The organism is Thermobacillus sp. ZCTH02-B1, from assembly GCF_002159085.1.
GTDB lineage: Bacteria > Bacillota > Bacilli > Paenibacillales > Paenibacillaceae > Thermobacillus.
Genome location: NZ_LZRU01000034.1, coordinates 1 through 18324 on the forward strand (window position 1 = coordinate 1; position 18324 = coordinate 18324).

At 62.0% G+C, this 18324-nt stretch carries 14 protein-coding genes and 1 other RNA gene; 6 read left to right on the forward strand and 9 right to left on the reverse strand.

Translation table 11 applies throughout. The annotated features are described in order from the left end of the window. A partial coding sequence (locus tag A9Z00_RS13275) for a transposase (protein WP_296973011.1) occupies positions 1 to 242 on the forward strand: 242 nt, incomplete at its 5' end. 368 nt (positions 243 to 610) lie between these two features. On the opposite strand, the gene A9Z00_RS13280 is transcribed toward A9Z00_RS13275, so the two are convergent. Next, positions 611 to 1186 (reverse strand): GbsR/MarR family transcriptional regulator, encoded by a 576-nt coding sequence (locus tag A9Z00_RS13280; RefSeq protein ID WP_296978404.1) that lies wholly within the window; start codon positions 1184 to 1186, stop codon positions 611 to 613. A 250-nt stretch (positions 1187 to 1436) separates the two neighbouring features. On the opposite strand from A9Z00_RS13280, the gene A9Z00_RS13285 reads away from it, so the two are divergent. The 3 genes from A9Z00_RS13285 to A9Z00_RS13295 are packed head-to-tail and all read left to right on the forward strand — an operon-like array spanning position 1437 to position 4358. Then, entirely contained in the window at positions 1437 to 2642 is a 1206-nt protein-coding gene (locus A9Z00_RS13285) for a quaternary amine ABC transporter ATP-binding protein (protein WP_296978407.1), read from the forward strand. Further along, positions 2639 to 3475, forward strand: a complete 837-nt coding sequence (locus A9Z00_RS13290) for an ABC transporter permease (protein WP_296978410.1) — start codon at positions 2639 to 2641, stop codon at positions 3473 to 3475. Before A9Z00_RS13285 ends, A9Z00_RS13290 begins: the two co-directional genes overlap by 4 nt. A 4-nt stretch (positions 3476 to 3479) precedes the next feature. Then, complete coding sequence (locus A9Z00_RS13295) at positions 3480 to 4358, forward strand: glycine betaine ABC transporter substrate-binding protein (protein WP_296978413.1); 879 nt, start codon at positions 3480 to 3482, stop codon at positions 4356 to 4358. Between the two features lie 114 nt (positions 4359 to 4472). Here the strand turns inward: A9Z00_RS13295 and ssrA are convergent. From ssrA to A9Z00_RS13320, 5 genes are all read right to left on the reverse strand, one after another. Continuing rightward, positions 4473 to 4835, reverse strand: a transfer-messenger RNA (tmRNA) gene (ssrA, locus tag A9Z00_RS13300). 137 nt (positions 4836 to 4972) lie between these two features. Then, the gene (gene smpB / locus A9Z00_RS13305; protein ID WP_296978416.1) at positions 4973 to 5449 is read right to left on the reverse strand and encodes an SsrA-binding protein SmpB; all 477 of its coding nucleotides are present in this window, start codon (positions 5447 to 5449) and stop codon (positions 4973 to 4975) included. A gap of 192 nt (positions 5450 to 5641) precedes the next feature. Then, positions 5642 to 8074, reverse strand: a complete 2433-nt coding sequence (rnr, locus tag A9Z00_RS13310; RefSeq protein ID WP_296978417.1) for a ribonuclease R — start codon at positions 8072 to 8074, stop codon at positions 5642 to 5644. Between the two features lie 168 nt (positions 8075 to 8242). Further along, entirely contained in the window at positions 8243 to 8476 is a 234-nt protein-coding gene (gene secG / locus A9Z00_RS13315) for a preprotein translocase subunit SecG (RefSeq protein ID WP_296978419.1), read from the reverse strand. 105 nt (positions 8477 to 8581) lie between these two features. Further along, positions 8582 to 9349 carry a sugar phosphate isomerase/epimerase family protein gene (locus A9Z00_RS13320; protein WP_296978422.1) on the reverse strand — a complete coding sequence of 256 codons (768 nt, stop codon included), beginning with the start codon at positions 9347 to 9349 and terminating at the stop codon, positions 8582 to 8584. Between the two features lie 268 nt (positions 9350 to 9617). Here A9Z00_RS13320 and A9Z00_RS13325 point away from each other — a divergent pair, with 268 nt between their 5' ends. Further along, positions 9618 to 10136, forward strand: coding sequence for a DinB family protein (locus tag A9Z00_RS13325; RefSeq protein WP_296978424.1), 519 nt, complete (start codon positions 9618 to 9620; stop codon positions 10134 to 10136). A gap of 78 nt (positions 10137 to 10214) precedes the next feature. Here the strand turns inward: A9Z00_RS13325 and A9Z00_RS13330 are convergent, their stop codons facing one another. After that, on the reverse strand, positions 10215 to 14042 hold the full coding sequence (locus A9Z00_RS13330) for an S-layer homology domain-containing protein (protein WP_296978427.1): 3828 nt from the start codon (positions 14040 to 14042) through the stop codon (positions 10215 to 10217). Positions 14043 to 14397: 355 nt separating this feature from the next. Between A9Z00_RS13330 and A9Z00_RS13335 the strand changes: the two genes are divergently transcribed. Next, a complete protein-coding gene (locus tag A9Z00_RS13335; RefSeq protein WP_296978480.1) occupies positions 14398 to 15201 on the forward strand; it encodes a helix-turn-helix domain-containing protein in 804 nt (267 codons plus the stop codon). Positions 15202 to 15282: 81 nt separating this feature from the next. Here A9Z00_RS13335 and eno read toward each other — a convergent pair whose 3' ends face one another. Together eno and gpmI are read right to left on the reverse strand one after the other, a co-directional pair. After that, positions 15283 to 16575: a phosphopyruvate hydratase gene (gene eno, locus A9Z00_RS13340; protein ID WP_296978428.1), complete on the reverse strand. Its 1293-nt coding sequence runs from the start codon at positions 16573 to 16575 to the stop codon at positions 15283 to 15285. Positions 16576 to 16785: 210 nt separating this feature from the next. Further along, the gene (gpmI, locus tag A9Z00_RS13345) at positions 16786 to 18324 is read right to left on the reverse strand and encodes a 2,3-bisphosphoglycerate-independent phosphoglycerate mutase (protein ID WP_296978429.1); all 1539 of its coding nucleotides are present in this window, start codon (positions 18322 to 18324) and stop codon (positions 16786 to 16788) included.

Consider the following 18324-nt stretch of genomic DNA (forward strand, 5'->3'; position numbering starts at 1 on the left):
CCAACGAGCTGGATTTGCTGATCAAAATGCTGGCTTACAACCTCTATGAGCGGTTCAAGCGGGACTATTGCGAACCCGTTCATTGGGGCTATACGATCGCCAGGTTTCGGCTGGAGTTCTTCCATTGGGCGGCGACGATCGTTCGGCACAGCAGGAAGCTCATCCTGAAACTGGCTCACGACTTTCCATACCGCCATGCGTGGAAGCGAATCGAAGCGCGGCTGGCGACCATGTCAGGTTAGAGATTCCCACAATTTTACATGGAAAACCAAAAGCCCCTTGCGGTGGGGGAGGGGGGAGGAATACCTTTCAACGCTGACGGGGAGTTGTCTGGCTGGGAACTTCCCTGTTATTTACAGGGTGTTATGCGCTAACATCTCGTGATTTTACCGAAACAATGGGCTTTCGAAATTTAGGATTAATATTTTGGTTGTTCATGTCATACAACACTCTGTCGTTCATTCGACAGGGGATACTGCCTCATGATCATCCAGACCGCCGGAACATCGGGAGAACCCGGTTGACCGCCATGGAAAAACCCGCACGGCTCTCCGGGACACCAGCCGGATGAAACGGCTGAACGAACGGGCCATTACGGGTTTTTCCGGCTTCACTTCGTATCTTCCGATTCCGCCTCTTTCGGGATGTACTTGAAAATTTCCCCCGTTTCCAGCGCGTCGATGAGACGGGTCAGCCATCGATAGTAGGCAAGCGCGCTTTGGATCTTGCGGATGTCGGTGCTCACCACGCGCACCAGGGTTTCGTTATCTCCGTCTTCCGTCAGCATCTCTTTCAGTTCCGCCAGCGACCGGGTGAGGGCCTGGACGTTCTGCTCGATGGATTTCCGCCATTTGATGGCGAAGTAATCGGCGAACGTCTGGTGCCAGTCCATCTCCACCTCGTAGAGATCTTTCCTGGATCCCTTGCTCCAAACCTTGTTCACCATTTTCAGATCGGTCAGCATGCGCATCCCCGTGCTGACGCTCGTTTTGCTCATGCCCATTTCGGCCGCCATCTCGTCGAGGGAGACGGGATGCTCCTTGAAATAGATATGGCCGTACAGATGCCCGACGGACAGGGTGATGCCGTACAGATTCATGTTTTTTCCGATGGAATCGATGACGCGGTGGCGGGCCTTCTCGATCCTGGCTTTCTGCTGGTCGGACAGTCCTTCATGAGAGATCATTCGCGAATGGCCTCCAAGTTTGCGGACAATCGAAATAGTAAGTCTCATTGTAAACAACGAAAAAACCAATGTAAAGAAAATGATCCGGACGAAAAACTGAGGATATCAGAGTATACGTTACGATAAGTTTGTAAAGTTAAAACTGTACATAAATTATGAACGCCACAATCTTTTGACCCGTTTTTTTGAACAACGTTAAACTAAAAAAGCGCATTGGCCCGGCTATTTTTTCGCAAAAGGAGGTGCAAGCATGTCGGTAAAGCCGGTCATCGAAACGAGAAACGCAACCAAAATCTTCGGCAGGGACCCGCAACGCGCGTTGGCGCTGCTCCAACAGGGCTGGTCCAAGGAGCGCATTTTGCGGGAAACCGGGATGACCGTCGCCGTCAATCGGGTCAGCCTGTCCATCGGAGAAGGCGAGATCTTTGTCATCATGGGATTGTCCGGCAGCGGCAAATCGACGTTGGTTCGCCTCCTCAATCGGCTGATCGAGCCGACGGATGGAGAAGTGCTGATTCACGGCCGGGACATCATGCGGATGGACAAGCGGCAATTGCTGACGCTGCGCCGCAAGACGATCAGCATGGTGTTCCAACGGTTTGCCCTGTTCCCCCATCGGACCGTGGCGGAGAACGTGGAGTACGGCCTGGAAGTGCAGGGCGTTCCCAAAAAAGAGCGGCGCGAACGGGCGCGCCAGGCGCTCGAAATGGTCGGACTGGCCGACTGGGCGGACCGGATGCCCCATGAGCTGAGCGGCGGCATGCAGCAACGCGTCGGCATTGCCCGCGCGCTGGCCGTCGATCCCGACGTGTTGTTGATGGACGAGGCGTTCAGCGCCCTCGACCCGCTGATCCGTCGGGAAATGCAGGATGAACTGTTGGATCTGCAATCGAAAATGCAGAAAACCATCGTGTTCATCACCCACGATCTGGACGAGGCGCTGCGCATCGGAGACCGCATCGCGCTGATGCGAGACGGCGCCATCGAGCAGATCGGCACGCCTGAGGAGATTTTGACCCGGCCGGCCAACGATTATGTGAAGCGATTTGTGGCCGACGTCGACCTGTCCAAGGTACTGACCGCCGCCCACGTCATGATCCGTCCGGAAATGATCACACCGGAACGGGGCCCCCGCGTGGCGTTGCAGCTCATGCGGGAACGGGGCATTTCCAACATTTATGTCGTGGACAAAAACAAGCGGCTGATCGGCGCGGTAACGGCGGAGAAGGCCTCGCAAGCGGCCGGCGAAGGCCGTCCGCTGGACGAAATCATCGACCGGAACGTGGAAACGGTGAGACCGGATACACTGCTCAACGAACTGTTCGAGAAGGTCAGCAACGTCCGGATTCCGCTCGCGGTGACGGACGACGGCGGCAAGCTGCTCGGGATCGTCATTCGCGGCAGCGTACTGGCCGCCTTGGCGGGCACCCGTGAAAAGGAGGGGGACGGGCCGTGACCGTACCGAAAATTCCGCTGGGAGAATGGATCGAGCGGGGAACGGACTGGCTGGACGCCTCTTTCGGTCCGCTGTTTGACGGCATCAAATCGGTCATCGGCGGCCTGGTGGGCTTTTTCGAATGGGTGCTGCTGTCCGGACCGGCCTGGTTGTGGATGGTGCTGTTTGCCGCTCTGGCCTGGTGGCTCGGCCGTTGGAAATTCGCCGTGTTCACCCTGCTCGGACTTGGTCTCATCCTCAATCTGGGCTATTGGGACCCGACGATGAAGACGCTGGCCATGGTCGTCACCGCCGCCCTGATCTCGGTGCTGCTCGGCGTCCCGATCGGCATTCTCTGCTCGCGCAGCAATGCGGTGCAAAACATCGTCACGCCGATTCTCGATTTCATGCAGACGATGCCCGCTTTCGTCTATCTGATTCCGGCCGTCACGTTCTTTTCCCTTGGGGTGGTGCCCGGTGTCATCGCTTCCGTCATTTTCGCCATCCCCCCGACCATTCGGCTGACCAATCTCGGCATCCGCCAGGTGCCGGGAGAATTGATGGAAGCCGCCAGCGCGTTCGGTTCCACGTCGCTGCAGAAGCTTGTGAAGCTGCAGCTCCCGCTTGCGCTGCCGACGATCCTGGCCGGCATCAACCAGACGATCATGCTGTCGCTGTCCATGGTGGTGTTCGCCTCGATGATCGGGGCGCAGGGTGTCGGCGCGGTGGTGTACAAGGCGGTGACGCAGGTGAAGATCGGCGAGGGGTTTGAGGCCGGCCTGGCCATTGTCATCCTGGCCATTATGCTCGACCGCCTGACGCAAAACATTTTGAAAACGAAAAGGAAGGTGTAGCGGAATGACGTTCGCCCGTTTGACCCGAAAGGTACTGATGCTGGCCGCCGCCGCGGCCCTTCTGGTCACCGTCGGTTGTTCAAAGGGAGAGGAAAAGAAGATCACGCTGGCCTACGTGGCTTGGGATTCGGAAATCGCGAGCACGCACGTGGTGAAACGGGTGCTGGAAGACAGGCTGGGTTACCAGGTGGAAATGATGCAGGTGGACGCAGGTCCGATGTGGGCCGGCGTCTCGGACGGCAGCGCGGACGCCATGGTGGCCGCCTGGCTGCCGACGACGCACCAGAGTTACTATGAATCGTTTGAAGGGCAGTTTGTCGATCTCGGTCCCAATATGGAAGGCACCAAAATCGGCCTGGTCGTTCCCGCCTATTGGGACGCCCAGTCCATCGAAGATTTGAAAAAACCGGAATACGCCGACGCGGTGGGCCGCCAGATCATCGGCATCGAACCCGGAGCCGGGGTGATGATGACGACGGAAGCGGCGATGGATGCGTACGGCCTGACGGACTGGACGCTGGTGGAAAGTTCGTCCGCCGCGATGGCCTCCGAATTGCTGAAGGCGTATCAGGAAGAGCGGCCGATCATCGTCACCGGCTGGACGCCGCACTGGAAGTTCGCCAAGATGGAGCTGAAATATCTCGAGGATCCGCTGGGCATCTATGGCGGCGACGAACGGATTCACACGATCGTCCGCAAAGGGCTTGAACAGGACCATCCCGATGCGTACCAGTTCCTGGACCGGTTCTACTGGACGCCGGACGACATGGCGCAGGTGATGGTCGACATCCAGGAAGGCATGGATCCGGAAGAAGCCGCCCGGAAGTGGATCGAAGCAAACGGAGACAAAGTGGACGCCTGGGTGGAAGGGCTGGCGTCGTGACCGGCCGGAAAAGCGCATCGGTGCGAAAAAGGACATGCGTGTTCGACGCATGTCCTTTCTTATTATATATGAACAGCAAAAATCCCCAACCTCATGCGGTCGGGGATTTGCATATGGTGGAGGCGAGGGGATTCGAACCCCTGTCCGAAGATAACGCCGCACAGGCTTCTACGGGTGTAGTCACGGTACTCATCTCGCCCGGAGAACGCCCCGTAACCGGCTTTCGACCGGGCCAGCCTGATTGTCTTCTTCCGCTAGCCCCAGGCGGAGACTAGGCGGCGTAGCCCACTCGGTTGAGCCCCTGTCCCGGCACGTGGGCGATGCCGGGCAGAAGCACGCGTGCAGTTTCTTACGCTGCTACCGCGTATTGAGCTTGTTGTTTGCCATTTATTTGGCCTTAGCGTTGTTGAAGCGGACGCGTCCCCGCTACCCGCCACCCGTGCTCGAACTATCCCCGTCGAATCCAAAAACGCCCCCGCGTTCGGATATCAGGCGTCGCGGACCGGCCGGTTCAACCGAACACGGATCGATTGTTCCGCTGCCACCATCATTATACCGCAACAACGCCCCGAAGGTTGCAGGCATCTGCCGGGAATATCGGGCCGATGTGCCAATCACCGCGCGATCTTCTGCTTCTCCCGGAGCGCCCGCTGGATGTCCCGCTGGGCATCGCGCTTCGCCGCGGCCTCGCGCTTGTCGTACTGCTTCTTGCCCTTTGCGAGGCCGAGGAGCAGCTTCGCGTACCCGTTGCGCGTGTAGATCTTCAGCGGCACCAGCGTGTACCCTTCCTGCTTCACGAGCCCGAGCAGCTTGTGGATCTCCGCCTTGTGCAGGAGCAGCTTCCGCGCCCGGGTCGGATCGGGGTTGAAACGGTTGCCCTGCTCGAACGGGCTCACGTGCATGTTGTGGATGAACATTTCGCCGTTGCGGATCGTCGCGAACGCGTCGTTGATGTTCGCCTTGCCCTGCCGGATCGACTTGATCTCGCACCCGGTCAGCACGATGCCCGCCTCGTACGTGTCCTCGATGTAGTAGTCATGGGATGCCTTCCGGTTCTGCACGAGCACCTTGCCGTCGTTCTGCTTCGCCATGTCCATCCACCTCCCCCGCACGCGGCTCCATTCGGTCGGATTACTATTCTAGCAAGTCCCGCTCCGGGATTCAAGGCCAAAATCAACCCGCCGAACCCCGGCAATTGCGCTTTTGTACGAAACAGCCGAAGACCGGAGCCCGACCGTCCCGACATGCCGGCACGGCCTCCCGGCTCCGGTCCCACCGACCTCCTACCGCTTCCGCTTCCGCGTGGCGGCCGCTTTCTTCTTGCGGCCCTTGCTGCCCGTACCCGAGCCCGCGGCGCGCTTCTTCCGGCGCTTCCCGCCCGATCCGCCGGCGTCCTCGTCCTCCGATTTGTCGACGTAGCGGCCGGTCACCGGCAGTCCCCATATGTCCACGCGGATAACGCCCGGCTCCGCGTCTCCGCCGCGTGCGCGGCCTTTGCGCCCGCCCGCTTCGACGGCGCGCCGTCCGCCGCGCTCCGCCTTGCGTCCGCCGACCTCGCGCGGCCGCGCCGCCCGGGGCTTCATGTCGACGATGGAAAAGTCGATCTGGTGCTCGTCCATGTTCACGCGCTCGACGCGGACGCGCACCTCGTCACCGATCCGGAACACGCGCGCCGTCCGTTCGCCGATCAGCGCCATGTGCTCCTCGTGGAAATGATAGTAGTCGTCCGTCAGATCGCTGAGCCGGATCATCCCCTCGACCGTGTTCCCGAGCTCCACGAAAATGCCGAAGCTCGTCACGCCGCTGATGATCCCGTCAAACTCCTCGCCGATCTTGTCGAGCATGTACTCGCACTTCTTGAGCTGCTCCGTGTCCCGCTCCGCCTCGACCGCGACGCGCTCGCGCTCGGACGACTGCCGCGCGATGTCCGGCAGCTTCCCGGCAAGCTCGTCGATCCGCTTCGCGGACAGCGTCCCGCCGTTTGTCAATACCTCGCGGATGATCCGGTGGATGACCAGGTCCGGATACCGCCGGATCGGCGACGTGAAATGCGTGTAGAATTCGGCCGCGAGCCCGAAGTGCCCGAGGCTCTCCGCCTCGTACCGCGCCTGCTTCATCGAGCGCAGCATCATCGTCGAGATGACCGTCTCTTCCTTCGTGCCGCGGATCTCCTCGAGCAGATCCTGCAAGGCACGCGGATGCACCTTGTTGCCCTTGCCCTTCACGATGTAGCCGAAGTTCGCCGCGAATCGGATGAAATGCTGCAGCTTCTCCGGGTCCGGGTCCTCGTGAATCCGGTACAGGAACGGCACCTTCAGCCAGTGGAAATGCTCCGCCACCGTCTCGTTCGCCGCGAGCATGAACTCCTCGATGATCATCTCGGCGATCGAGCGCTCGCGCTTCACGATGTCGACCGGCTTTCCGTTCTCGTCGACGATGATCTTCGCCTCCGCGAGCTCAAAATCGATGGCGCCGCGCTTCATCCGCTTCGCGCGCAGCTTCCGCGCCAGCTCCTCCATCAGCTTGAACATGTCGACGAGGTCGGCGTAACGCTCCTTGAGCTCCGGATCGTCGTCAACCAGAATTTTGCGCACGTTCGTGTACGTCATCCGCTCCGTCGTCCGGATCACGCTCGGGAAAATATCATGCCGCACGAGCCGCACCGTCTCCGCGTCGAACTCCATCTCGCACGAGAGCGTCAGCCGGTCGACCTTCGGGTTGAGCGAGCAGATGCCGTTCGACAGCCGGTGCGGCAGCATCGGAATGACGCGGTCGACGAGGTAGACGCTGGTGCCGCGGCGGTACGCCTCCCGGTCGAGCGCCGAATTTTCCTTCACATAATAGCCGACGTCCGCGATGTGCACCCCGAGCAGGTAGTTGCCGTTCGGCAGCCGCTCGACGCACACCGCGTCGTCGAGGTCCTTCGCGTCCTCGCCGTCGATCGTGACGATCTTCTTCGAGCGGAGGTCCCGCCGGCCCTGCGCGACGATCTCCTCCTCCGAGATCCGGTCCGGCACCGCCTCCGCCTCGGCCATCACGTCGTCCGGGAAGCGTTCCGGCAGCTGGTGCTTGCGGATGATCGAGAGGATGTCGACGCCGGGATCGTCCTTGTGCCCGAGAATCTCGATGATCTCGCCCGTCGCGGCCGAGCGGCCCTCCGGATACGTCACGATGCGGGCGACGACCTTCTGCCCCGTCACCGCGCCGCGCATGCCCTCGCGCGGGATGAACAGGTCGCGGTTGATCCTTTTGTCGTCCGGAATGACGAAGCCGAACGACTCGTAATTCTCGAACGTGCCGACGATCTCCGTGATCGCCCGCTGCACGACGCGCACGACCTCGCCCTCCGGCCGGCCGTCCGCGCCGCCCTTCGACGTCACGCGCGCGAGCACGATGTCACCGTTCATCGCGGTCTTCAGATCGTTCGCGTGGATGTAGACGTCCGGATGGTCCGGCTCGTCCGGAATCAGGAACGCAAACCCCTTCGGATGCGCCTGAATCCGCCCGCGCAGCAGGTTCATCCGCTCCGGCACGCCGTAGCGGTTGTTGCGCGTCCGGTAAATTTTCCCCTCGTTCTCCAGTTGATTGAGCAGTTTCACGAACGCCTTGAACTCGTCCGATCCTTCAAGACCGAACGACTGCTCCAGTTCCTGCACGGTCATCGGCTTGTACGCCTGTTCCCGCATGAAATCGAGCACCTGTTGTTCCGTTACCAACGCTAGGTTCACCCCATATCAGGCCGGCCTGTGCACAGCTGCCATATGTCATATAGTATACACGAGAAACCGCCCGCGAATCCGTCCGGCGTCCATGGTGACGCGGCTTGTCCGATTCCCGCAAGCAATAAAAAAACGGGCCCTTCCGCCCGTTCCATCGTCTGCATCTCAGTCCATGAAATAGGCAACCGCCAGCGCCAGCAGGAAGAACCCGCTTGCGAGCACGACCGTCACCCGCTGCAGAAGAAGATCGAGACCGCGCGCCTTCTGCCGGCCGAACAGGTGCTCCGCGCCGCCCGTGATCGCGCCGGACAGGCCCGCGCTCTTCCCTTTCTGGAGCAGCACGGTACCGATCAGTCCGAGCGAGAAGATGATGAGCAAAATCTTGAGGGCTGCCTCCACCGCCTCCACCTCCCGAACAGAGGGTCACAGACACAGTATTGATATTCTACCATATCGACCGGCAGGTTACAAGCTTTACGTTTACGTGCAAATCATGCCGGGCGCTTACAGCAGCCCGTGCTTCCGGAAGAACTCCAGGCTGATCGCCGCGCTCTCGAACGGCGACTTGTCGAACCGCTCCTGCTCGACGATGATGATCTCCACGCCCGCGTCGAGCGCCGCCGGCAGCACGGTATCGTACCCGACCGCGCCGCGGCCGATCTCCGCGTCCTCCCGGCCCTGCACGAAGTCCTTGAAGTGCACGATCGGCACGCGCCCCTTGTAGCGCCGCAGGTACTCGACCGGGCGCTGCCCGCCGACATGCACCCAGCCGAGGTCGAACTGGGCGACGAGCCGCTCCGCCGGAATCCGCTCGAGCAGCCGGTCGATGATCGGCTTCCCGCCGACCGTCCGGAACTCGAAGTCGTGGTTGTGATAGCCGTACTTCAGGCCGGCCTCCGTCACGAGCTGCGACGCCCGGTCGATCATCCCGATGAGCGACTCCACCCCCGCTTCATCCGTGACCTCCCAGAACGGCGCCGCCGGCGTGATCACATACTCGAGGCCGAGCTCCTGCGCGAATGCAATCTGCGCCTTCAGATCCGACTCGAATTTGTCCGGCTCCGCGAAGTTGAGCGGAATGTGCGCGGACGGCGCCTTCAGGCCGCAGTCGTCCAGCACCCTGCGGATCTCCTTCGCCGAATGTCCGAAATAACCCGCGAACTCGACCGCCTGATAACCGATCTCCGCCGTTTTGCGGATCGTGCCGAGCAGATCGTCCTTCGTCACGTCGCGGAATGTATACAATTGAATGCCGACAACCGGTTTCGTCATGTCTGCCGCCTCCGTCTGAAAATGTCGCCCGAAGCCGCATCCCCGCGCATCCGTCCGCGAAGCCGCCTCCCGTATGGCTTCCGCACCGCTTCAAGCGCTTTCGCCCCCTATTATACCCACGGCTCTCGAGGCGCGTATGCCCCGGATTTGGGGAAAAGCTTGTGCAATTTTGGCGCGTTCGGCGGGTGGGAGGCGCAACCGGCGCTTGACGGCGGGGGATTTTTCCTTCATCATCGGGCCAAAAGGACCTGCGAAGGAGGACGACCCCATGCTTGCACGACCGACCGCCGGAGACTTCCCGCCCGCGATCGAGAAATACCTCAGGCTTGTGCCGGAAGGCGATCTGCTCGACCTTTACCGCCGGCAGCGGAACGAGACCATGGCGCTTCTCCGGGGCCTCACGGACGAACAGGCCGACTGTCGCTACGCCGAGGGCAAATGGTCGATCCGCCAGGTCGCCGGCCATCTCATCGACAACGAGCGCATCTGGATGTACCGGCTGCTGCGCATCGCGCGGAACGATCCGCAGGCGCTGCCGGGCTACGACGAGAAGATTTTTGCCGCGCACGCGCCGCACGCGTCGATGCCGATGGAGGCGATCCTGGCCGAGTACGATGCCGTGCGCGAGGCGTCGCTCGCGCTGCTCCGCCATCTGCCGGACGAGGCGTGGCGGCGCTCCGGCGAATTCGCCGGCGGCCGTCTGACGGCGCTCGCCGCCGCCTGCTTCGTGATCGGCCACGAGATCCATCACCTGAACATCCTCCGGGAGCGGTACCTCAACCGCTAAGGATGCCGCATCGGCCAAGGAACAAAGCCCGCCGTCAGCGTTCTCCCCTGCGCGGCGGGCCTGTTCATCATCGCCTGTTCACCATCCCCCGAGAAGGACGGAGATGAAGTTCACGATCAGCTGCGCGCCCTCTGCCCGTGTCAGAAGGCCCCGCGGATCGAACCGATCCGAACCTTTGCCTGCCATCAGCCCGATCTCCCGGGCCTTCGCGACCGCCTCCCGCGCCCACGGGCTGATCCGATCCGCATCCGCATAGACATGGCCGGAAGCAGCCGGGATCTCGCCGAACCGTCGCTCATACGCCCTTACGAAGATCACGGCCGCTTCTTCTCGGGTGACCGGTTCGTCCGGACCGAAGCGATCCGTGCCTTTGCCGTTCACGATGCCCGCTTCGAAGGCGGCCGCGACGGCTTCCGCATACCAGCTGCCCGGTTTCACGTCCCGGAAAGGCGCGCCGCCCGACGCTTCGAGACCGAGCGCCCTGGCGACCATCGCGGCGAACTGCGCCCTCGTCATCTCCTTCAAGGGAGCGAAGGATCCGTCCGGCATCCCGTTCATCAGATGTTTGGCGCTTGCGGCGCGGATCGCCCTGTAGGCCCAATGCCATTCGGAGATGTCGCTGTACGAGCGCCCGTACTCCAGCACGACGTAACGCCCGGGCCGCGTCACCTTCGCGGAGAGCACGCCGTCCCGCAGCTCCCCTCCGACGTATGCGAGCCGGCCGTCCTCCGTGACGCGGTAGATCCCGAGGAGATCCGCGTCGGCGTCATCCGGCACCGGCGTGGACAGCACGACGGGAACCGGGAATGAGGCCAACGCTTCCGACGATTCGCCGGCATGCCGCTCAAGGGCGAGATCGAAGGCCGTGCCGACCGGACGAACCTCGACCTGATCGCCCCATCCGAAATCCCGTTCGCGGAACCACGCCTCCGTCTCTTCCTCCGCGGCTTCGGCCATCCGGAGCTCGAGATGAACGTCGCCCGGTTCATCCCGCGTGCCGGCCATCGCCTTCAGGCCCTCGCCGTCCAGCTCGAGACTCCACCGTCCGTACCGCAGCAGGAGCGCGTCGCCGTCCAGCGCGTCCGCAAGCTCCGCCGGGATTTGCACCGTTGATTGACCGGGCTCCAGTTCCACGACGCGCTTGCCGTCCCGGGCTTCGGGCAATCGATCCGCATCAAGGACCGTCGGCTGCCGGTCGCTGTCGCCTTCAGGCTGCGATCCGCCGCCGCTTCCGGGCTGCGAACCGCCGCCGTCTCCGGGCTTCGGGCCGCCCCCGTCCGACGGGGCATCGTCCGACGGCACATCGACCGTGAGATATTTCGGTCCGGGAATGAGATGGCCCTCGGGATCCATGAGCCGGAACAGGATGATATGGACCTTGTCCGTGTCCACGACCGGATGTTCGAGCGTCAGCTTGAGCCGCCGGCCCTCCTCGTCCCACGACGTCGTCCAGGCGGGCTGATCCATGCCGATTCCGAATTCCCGCACGTCCAATGCGTCGCTGAAGGTGATGACGATCGCGGGGGATTTCGCATCCGGGACAAACTCCGCCTTCTCGATCTCGACCTTGAAATCGCTCGGTTTCGGCGGCGGCGCGTCCGGACGGACGATCTCCTCGCCTCTCAGGAGCGCCTGCTTTTCCGCCAGGTTGTCGGGAATTTCGGGCCATACTTCGGCCGGTCCGTTGTTGTACCGCTCCACATTCCAGCTGATCGGCTTCGTGAACAAGTGCGCCCCTTCTTTTCCGTCGTTGTCCGCGGAGGCGTAGATGTTCCCGAACGACAATTCGAACGTGAAGCCCTGGATCGGCACGAACTTCAGGTTGCGGATATGGAACGTCTTCGTCTCATCCCATCCCTCATTGGCGATGCGCGCGAACAGTTTGTCGTGGAATTGGATCCCGTATTCCAGCAGCGTGGTTTCTTCCGGTTTGAAACGTTCGGGCGTGAAGCTCAGGGTAACCGGCTTTCCGTCCACGAGGATGATCGGCGGATCCTTCCGGTCATTTGCCGGCCGGCTCGAGAAGCCGATCAGCCGGTTCTCTTCCCCCTCATCGCCCTTGGAAGTCGCATGTCTCAGGGCGTCGGCCAGGCTGACGGCGGAGAAAAACACGCTTTTGCCCGCTTTTTCATCCCCCACGGTTCTGAGCTCGTACCGCCCGTACGGCGTCTCTTCCTCCGACAGCCGGAAGACGAATGTGCCCTCCCCTTCCGGGACGCCCGTGTTCCGCCGCTTGTCCGGCAGGATCAGCACAACCGACGGGGCGTCCGAATGCACCTCGATCACGGCGGGATGGCCGGCCAGAATCGTTTCCTGCTTCGTCCAGAGCGTATATTTGTCCGGTCGCGACCAGGGCAGATACGAGCTGTTGATATCGAACGGATGCGACGTCATGTCGCTGACGTTCGCATAATCCCGGTCCGGATAGGAGATGTTCCCCAATGTGTCATCGCCGGTCGGGAACAGATCCCTCACATGGAGCGTCCGGTCTTCGGGGCCCTGCTTGAACTCCCGGTCCATGATCGCGACCATGAACGGAACGTCCCGGTTGTAGAACAGGTGATCGCTTTGCCGCGCCCGAATCGCGATGTTGTGCCGTTCCTCATCGTTGGCCCCGATGAACTCGTATACTTCGGCTGCGGCCTGGATCGCCGCGACCGCTCCTTCATTCCCCAGCCAGTGCGCGTCCATGCCGGTCGTCGCGAGGAACGGACGGGGCGCGATCAGCGCGATGATGTCGCTCGAATCGAACGGAAGGCGATTGTCCTTGTTGACGAAATGCCCGGCGGTCTCCGGGAACCAGCTGCTGCCGCCGCCGTATGACACCGTCGGAATCTCGGTCTTGCCGTAGACGCGGTCGGCTTTGGGATAGGCATGGAAGTTGAAGATTTTGCCCTCCACCTTGTAGCGGTAGCTCTGGACGCCGGATCCACCCGGTTCGCTCGCCACGACGATGTCGATCCGGTCGTCGAAGGCTCCCGCGAAGATCGCGGATTTGCCGAAACGCGAATGCCCGATGACCACGGTCCTGGTCGGATCGATGCCCAGCTCCGCTCCCCAGGTCGAGGCCGGATCATATTCCGTCGGTCTTTCCAGGGCCGTGATGATCTGGCTGACCGCCCAGCCCCATGCCATCAAGGCTCCGGAGGCGTACTCGTACACGTCCTTGTCGTAAGGATACAGCCTCGTGTACAGACCGTCCCGGTTCGGCGTCGGCGATTGGCTGTCGGCATAGATGTCCGTCGGGTTGAAACGGACGTAACCGTACCCCTGCTGATTCAGCACCTGAACCTGCGCCGCGGAGAGGGTGCTCCCGATATCGATCACGATGGGCACGGAAGCGCTTGCATTTCCCCACGCCTGCAGCCTCTGATGGCCGTCGGGCAGCGTCGGGTAAATCCTGAACTTCTCCCTGGCATTCGTCTCCTTGCGCTCGATGTTCACATAATAATGGATAGCCGGCCGATCCAGCGCCGGAGGCGCCGTGATGGGGCCCGTATAATCCACCAACCGCGCATAATGGGTCGAACCGAAAAACGTATACGGAAGGGCGTATCCCGCATTCCACAGCTCGATCGCCAAATCTTCCGCCTCTTCGGCGCTGCCCGCGGGACCCGCGCGCTTGATCACCTCTCCGGGCCCGCTCTCCGTGATTTCCCGGACCTCGACCGTTTCCTCCATCAGCCTGTCAGCAAGTTTCCGGAATTCCTCGCCGAGATTGTAGCGGGTGGCCGTGAAGAACGGCGGCCAGTCGAAGCCCAGCACGATTTCGTTCGGCTCGCGGGTATGGTAGGTTGCGCCGGTGACGCTCTCCGCGGGCGTTTCCCAGCGATAACCCAGCCAATAACGCTGCACGAGATCGCGGATTTCTTCCCTGCGCGTTTCCCATTCCTGCGGAGTGGTCACGAACCCGTCTCCGTCCGGGTCATTGCGCGCATCAAAAAACTGAAACGGATTCGGAATAGTGTCGATTTCGGGCAATGCATCCACACCTTTGTAACCTTGCCATATTTCACTTCCCGATGCTAGTATAGTAGCCGGATTCAGCGAATAGAAGACCAGAAGGATCCCGAGCCATATCATCGATTTTTTTGAAAGCGGATGCAAATTTGCCTCAACCTCCTTTGTTGGGTTGTCCGGCTTGCAAGGATTCATTATGGAACCTTCCGATGCGGGAAACAATGGAAATTTTCAGAATGGTTTGTATATTTCGCGCATCTTTTTGCGGCTGGCGGGGAGGATTCGGGATGGATGAGCGGCGCTGAGGGCACGAACGTCGAGGCGATGTACCCGGACATCCAGTTATTTCGTATACCGGAAATGCACGAAAGACTGGCAGATCGCGGAATCGCGCATCGAATTCATTGATCTGACCTACGTGCTGGACGGGGAAGCCACCTACTATGTGGAAGGCCATGCCTATCCGGTGCGGGAGGGCGATTTCATTTGCATTCCGAAGGGCAGCCTGCGGAAAGCCCGCATCGAGAGCGCCCGTCCGATGACAGCCTACGCGGTCAACCTGACGATTCATGAATTCGAAAGCAAACGGGAGGTGGTGTTGCCGTTCCCCGTTCACTGCCATATCGGCTATCACGGCGAACTGGAATACCTGTTCCGCAAGCTCAATGACGAATGGACGAGCAAACCGCACGGCTTTCAGATCAAGGCGCGCGGGCTGATGCTGTTGATCCTGTCCGATCTGTTCCGGATTCTCGTATACGACAATCACACGATGAACTGGCATCCGGCCGTGAAGAAGACGATCCAATACATCCAGCTGCACTATCACGAACCGGTGAAGGTCGCCGAGATCGCTCGGAACGTCGGACTGAACGCCTCCTATCTGAGCGGGCTTTTCAAGAAATGCGTCGGGCAGCCCCTGTACAGCTATTTGAATTGCTACCGGGTGAACCAGGCCGAGAATCTGCTGCTCAGCGGGGAGTTCTCCGTGACGGAGGTCGCGGAGTCGTGCGGGTTCAAAGACGTCTACCATTTCAGCAAACTGTTCAAGAAACTCAAGGGGTATCCGCCGTCCCGCGCCAAACGGATGCCGACCGAAACGTGATCGAAAAAACAAAGCCCGCGCGCAGAGAGCGCCTCTGCGGCGGGCTAGATGAATGCCGTGCGATGCGGCTTGGCTTTCGGATTACTTGAAGTTCTTCAGATTGTAGAACGCCGACTTGCCGGCGTAGATCGCGGTGGAGCCGAGCCGGTCCTCGATGCGGAGGAGCTGGTTGTACTTCGCGACGCGGTCCGTCCGCGACGGCGCGCCCGTCTTGATTTGGCCGGCGTTCGTCGCGACCGCGATGTCCGCGATCGTGCTGTCCTCGCTCTCGCCGGAACGGTGCGAGACGACCGCCGTGTAGCCGGCGCGTTTCGCCATCTCGATCGCGTCGAACGTCTCGGTGAGCGTGCCGATCTGGTTCACCTTGATGAGGATCGAGTTCGCGATGCCCTTCTCGATGCCCTGCGACAGGCGGGCGGTGTTCGTCACGAACAGGTCGTCGCCGACGAGCTGCACGCGGCCGCCGAGGCGTTCGGTCAGCAGCTTCCAGCCTTCCCAGTCGTCCTCGGAGCAGCCGTCCTCGATCGTGATGATCGGGTATTTGTTCACCCACGACTCGAGCAGATCGACGAACTCGGCGGACGTGAACGACTTGCCTTCACCTTCGAGGTGGTACTTGCCGTCCTTGAAGAACTCGGTCGACGCGATGTCCATGCCGAGGTACACGTCGACGCCCGGCTTGTAACCCGCGCGCTCGATCGCCGCGAGGATCGTCTCGAGCGCCTCCTCGTTCGAGCCGAGGTTCGGCGCGAAGCCGCCCTCGTCGCCGACGGCGGTGTTCAGGCCCTTGTCCTTCAGCACGGCCTTCAGGTTGTGGAACACCTCGGCGCCGATGCGCAGCGCTTCGCGGAAGCTCGGCGCGCCGACCGGCAGCACCATGAATTCCTGCACGTCAACGTTGTTGTCGGCGTGCGCGCCGCCGTTCAGGATGTTCATCATCGGCACCGGCAGCGTCTTCGCGTTGAAGCCGCCGAGATACGCGCAGAGCGGCACGTTCAGCGCGTCGGCCGCGGCGCGGGCGACGGCCATCGAGACCGCGAGGATCGCGTTCGCGCCGAGCTTGCCCTTGTTCGGCGTGCCGTCAAGCTCGATCAGCTTCCGGTCGATCGCGACCTGGTCCAGCGCGTCGAGGCCGATGATCTCCGGCGCGATCACCGTGTTCACGTTCTCCACCGCCTTCAGCACGCCCTTGCCGAGATAGCGGCCCTTGTCGCCGTCGCGCAGCTCGACCGCTTCATAGGCGCCGGTCGACGCGCCGGACGGCACGATCGCGCGGCCCCTGCCGCCGGACTCGAGCGCGACTTCCACTTCCACGGTCGGATTCCCGCGGGAATCAAGCACCTCGCGGGCGTACACATCGGTAATCATCGTCATGGACCTGTGCACTCCCCTTCTTCTCTTGGAAAATCAAACCCCGTTTCCGCCGCTTTCCGCATCCCTGCGGCGCTTCCGGCCCACGGCCGGCGAACCTCTCTCCCTATTCGACATGCGGGCATTCCTTCCTGCCGGGCCGCGGCCGGCGTTCGTCCGTCGCGCGCTGCTGCTGCAAATCCGCGGCCGGCATCGGCCTCTCCGCGCGCCGCCTTATTTCTTGATCAGCGACTGACCCGTCATCTCGGGCGGCTGCGGCAGTCCCATGAGCTCGAGCATCGTCGGCGCGATGTCGGCCAGGATACCGCCCTCGCGCAGCTCGATCCCGTGCTTCGTCACGATGAACGGCACCGGGTTCGTCGTGTGCGCCGTGTGCGGACGGCCGTGCTCGTCGATGATGATGTCCGCGTTGCCGTGGTCGGCCGTGATGATGCAGATGCCGCCCTTCGCGAGCACCGCCTCGACGACGCGGCCGAGGCATTCGTCCGTCGCCTCGACGGCCCGGATCGTCGGCTCGAGCATGCCCGAGTGCCCGACCATGTCCGGATTCGCGAAGTTCAGGATGATCGCGTCGTGCACATCCGACTCGATCTCGGCGACCGCCGCTTCCGCCACCTCGTACGCGCTCATCTCCGGCTTCAGATCGTACGTGGGAACCTTCGGCGACGGGATGAGCACCCTTTTCTCGCCCGGCAGCTCGATGTCCCGTCCCCCGCTGAAAAAGAACGTCACATGCGGGTACTTCTCCGTCTCGGCGATCCGGAGCTGCTTCTTCCCGTGCTGCACGAGCACCTCGCCGAGCGTGTTGTCGAGGCTCTTCGGCTCGTAGGCGACATAGCCGCCGACCGTCTCGCTGAACAGCGTCATGCAGACGAAGTGCAGGTTCTTCGGGAACTTCTCGCCCCGGTCGAACGCGCGGAAGTCTTCGTTCGTGAACACCTGCGAGAGCTGGATCGCCCGGTCCGGACGGAAGTTGAAGAAGATGACCGCGTCCTCCGGTTCCACCAGGCCGACCGGCCGGCCGTCTTCATCCACGATGACCGTCGGCACGACGAACTCGTCATACACCGACTGCTCGTACGAATCGACGATCGCCTGGATCGGGTCGCGGTACTTCGGACCTTCGCCGTACACCATCGCGCGGTACGACTTCTCGACGCGGTCCCACCGCTTGTCGCGGTCCATCGCGTAGTAGCGGCCCTGCACCGTCGCGATCTTCCCGACGCCGAGCTCGGCGATCTTCGCCTGCAGGGCTTCGATGTACCGCCTCGCGCTGTCCGGCGCCACGTCGCGGCCGTCCAGGAACGCGTGCACGTACACTTCGTTGAGACCTTCCCGCTTCGCCAGCTCGAGCAGCGCGAACAGGTGGTCGATGTGGCTGTGCACGCCGCCGTCGGACACGAGGCCGTACAGGTGCAGCTTCCGGCCCTTCTCCTTCGCGTGCCGGACGGCGCCGAGCAGCGTCGGGTTCGTGAAGAACCCGCCCTCCCGGATGTCCTTCGAGATGCGCGTCAGATCCTGGTAGACGATGCGTCCGGCGCCGATGTTCAGATGGCCGACCTCGGAGTTGCCCATCTGTCCGTCGGGCAGGCCGACCGCCTCGCCGAAGGCGGTCAGCGTCGTGTGCGGATACGTCGCCCAGTAGCGGTCGAAGTTCGGCTTCTTCGCGAGCGCGACCGCGTTGCCTTCCCTCTCCTCGCGGAGAGCGAAGCCGTCCAGGATGATCAGGGCGACGGGTCTCGGAGCCGCCAT

What these genes read in the sequence shown, in the direction of transcription:
- A9Z00_RS13280 (WP_296978404.1), bottom strand. Translation starts at nt 1,186, where the DNA reads ATGATCTCTCATGAAGGACTGTCCGACCAGCAGAAAGCCAGGATCGAG.
- A9Z00_RS13285 (WP_296978407.1), top strand. Translation starts at nt 1,437, where the DNA reads ATGTCGGTAAAGCCGGTCATCGAAACGAGAAACGCAACCAAAATCTTC.
- A9Z00_RS13295 (WP_296978413.1), top strand. Translation starts at nt 3,480, where the DNA reads ATGACGTTCGCCCGTTTGACCCGAAAGGTACTGATGCTGGCCGCCGCC.
- smpB (WP_296978416.1), bottom strand. Translation starts at nt 5,449, where the DNA reads ATGGCGAAGCAGAACGACGGCAAGGTGCTCGTGCAGAACCGGAAGGCA.
- A9Z00_RS13320 (WP_296978422.1), bottom strand. Translation starts at nt 9,349, where the DNA reads ATGACGAAACCGGTTGTCGGCATTCAATTGTATACATTCCGCGACGTG.
- A9Z00_RS13325 (WP_296978424.1), top strand. Translation starts at nt 9,618, where the DNA reads ATGCTTGCACGACCGACCGCCGGAGACTTCCCGCCCGCGATCGAGAAA.
- eno (WP_296978428.1), bottom strand. Translation starts at nt 16,575, where the DNA reads ATGACGATGATTACCGATGTGTACGCCCGCGAGGTGCTTGATTCCCGC.
- gpmI (WP_296978429.1), bottom strand. Translation starts at nt 18,324, where the DNA reads ATGGCGGCTCCGAGACCCGTCGCCCTGATCATCCTGGACGGCTTCGCT.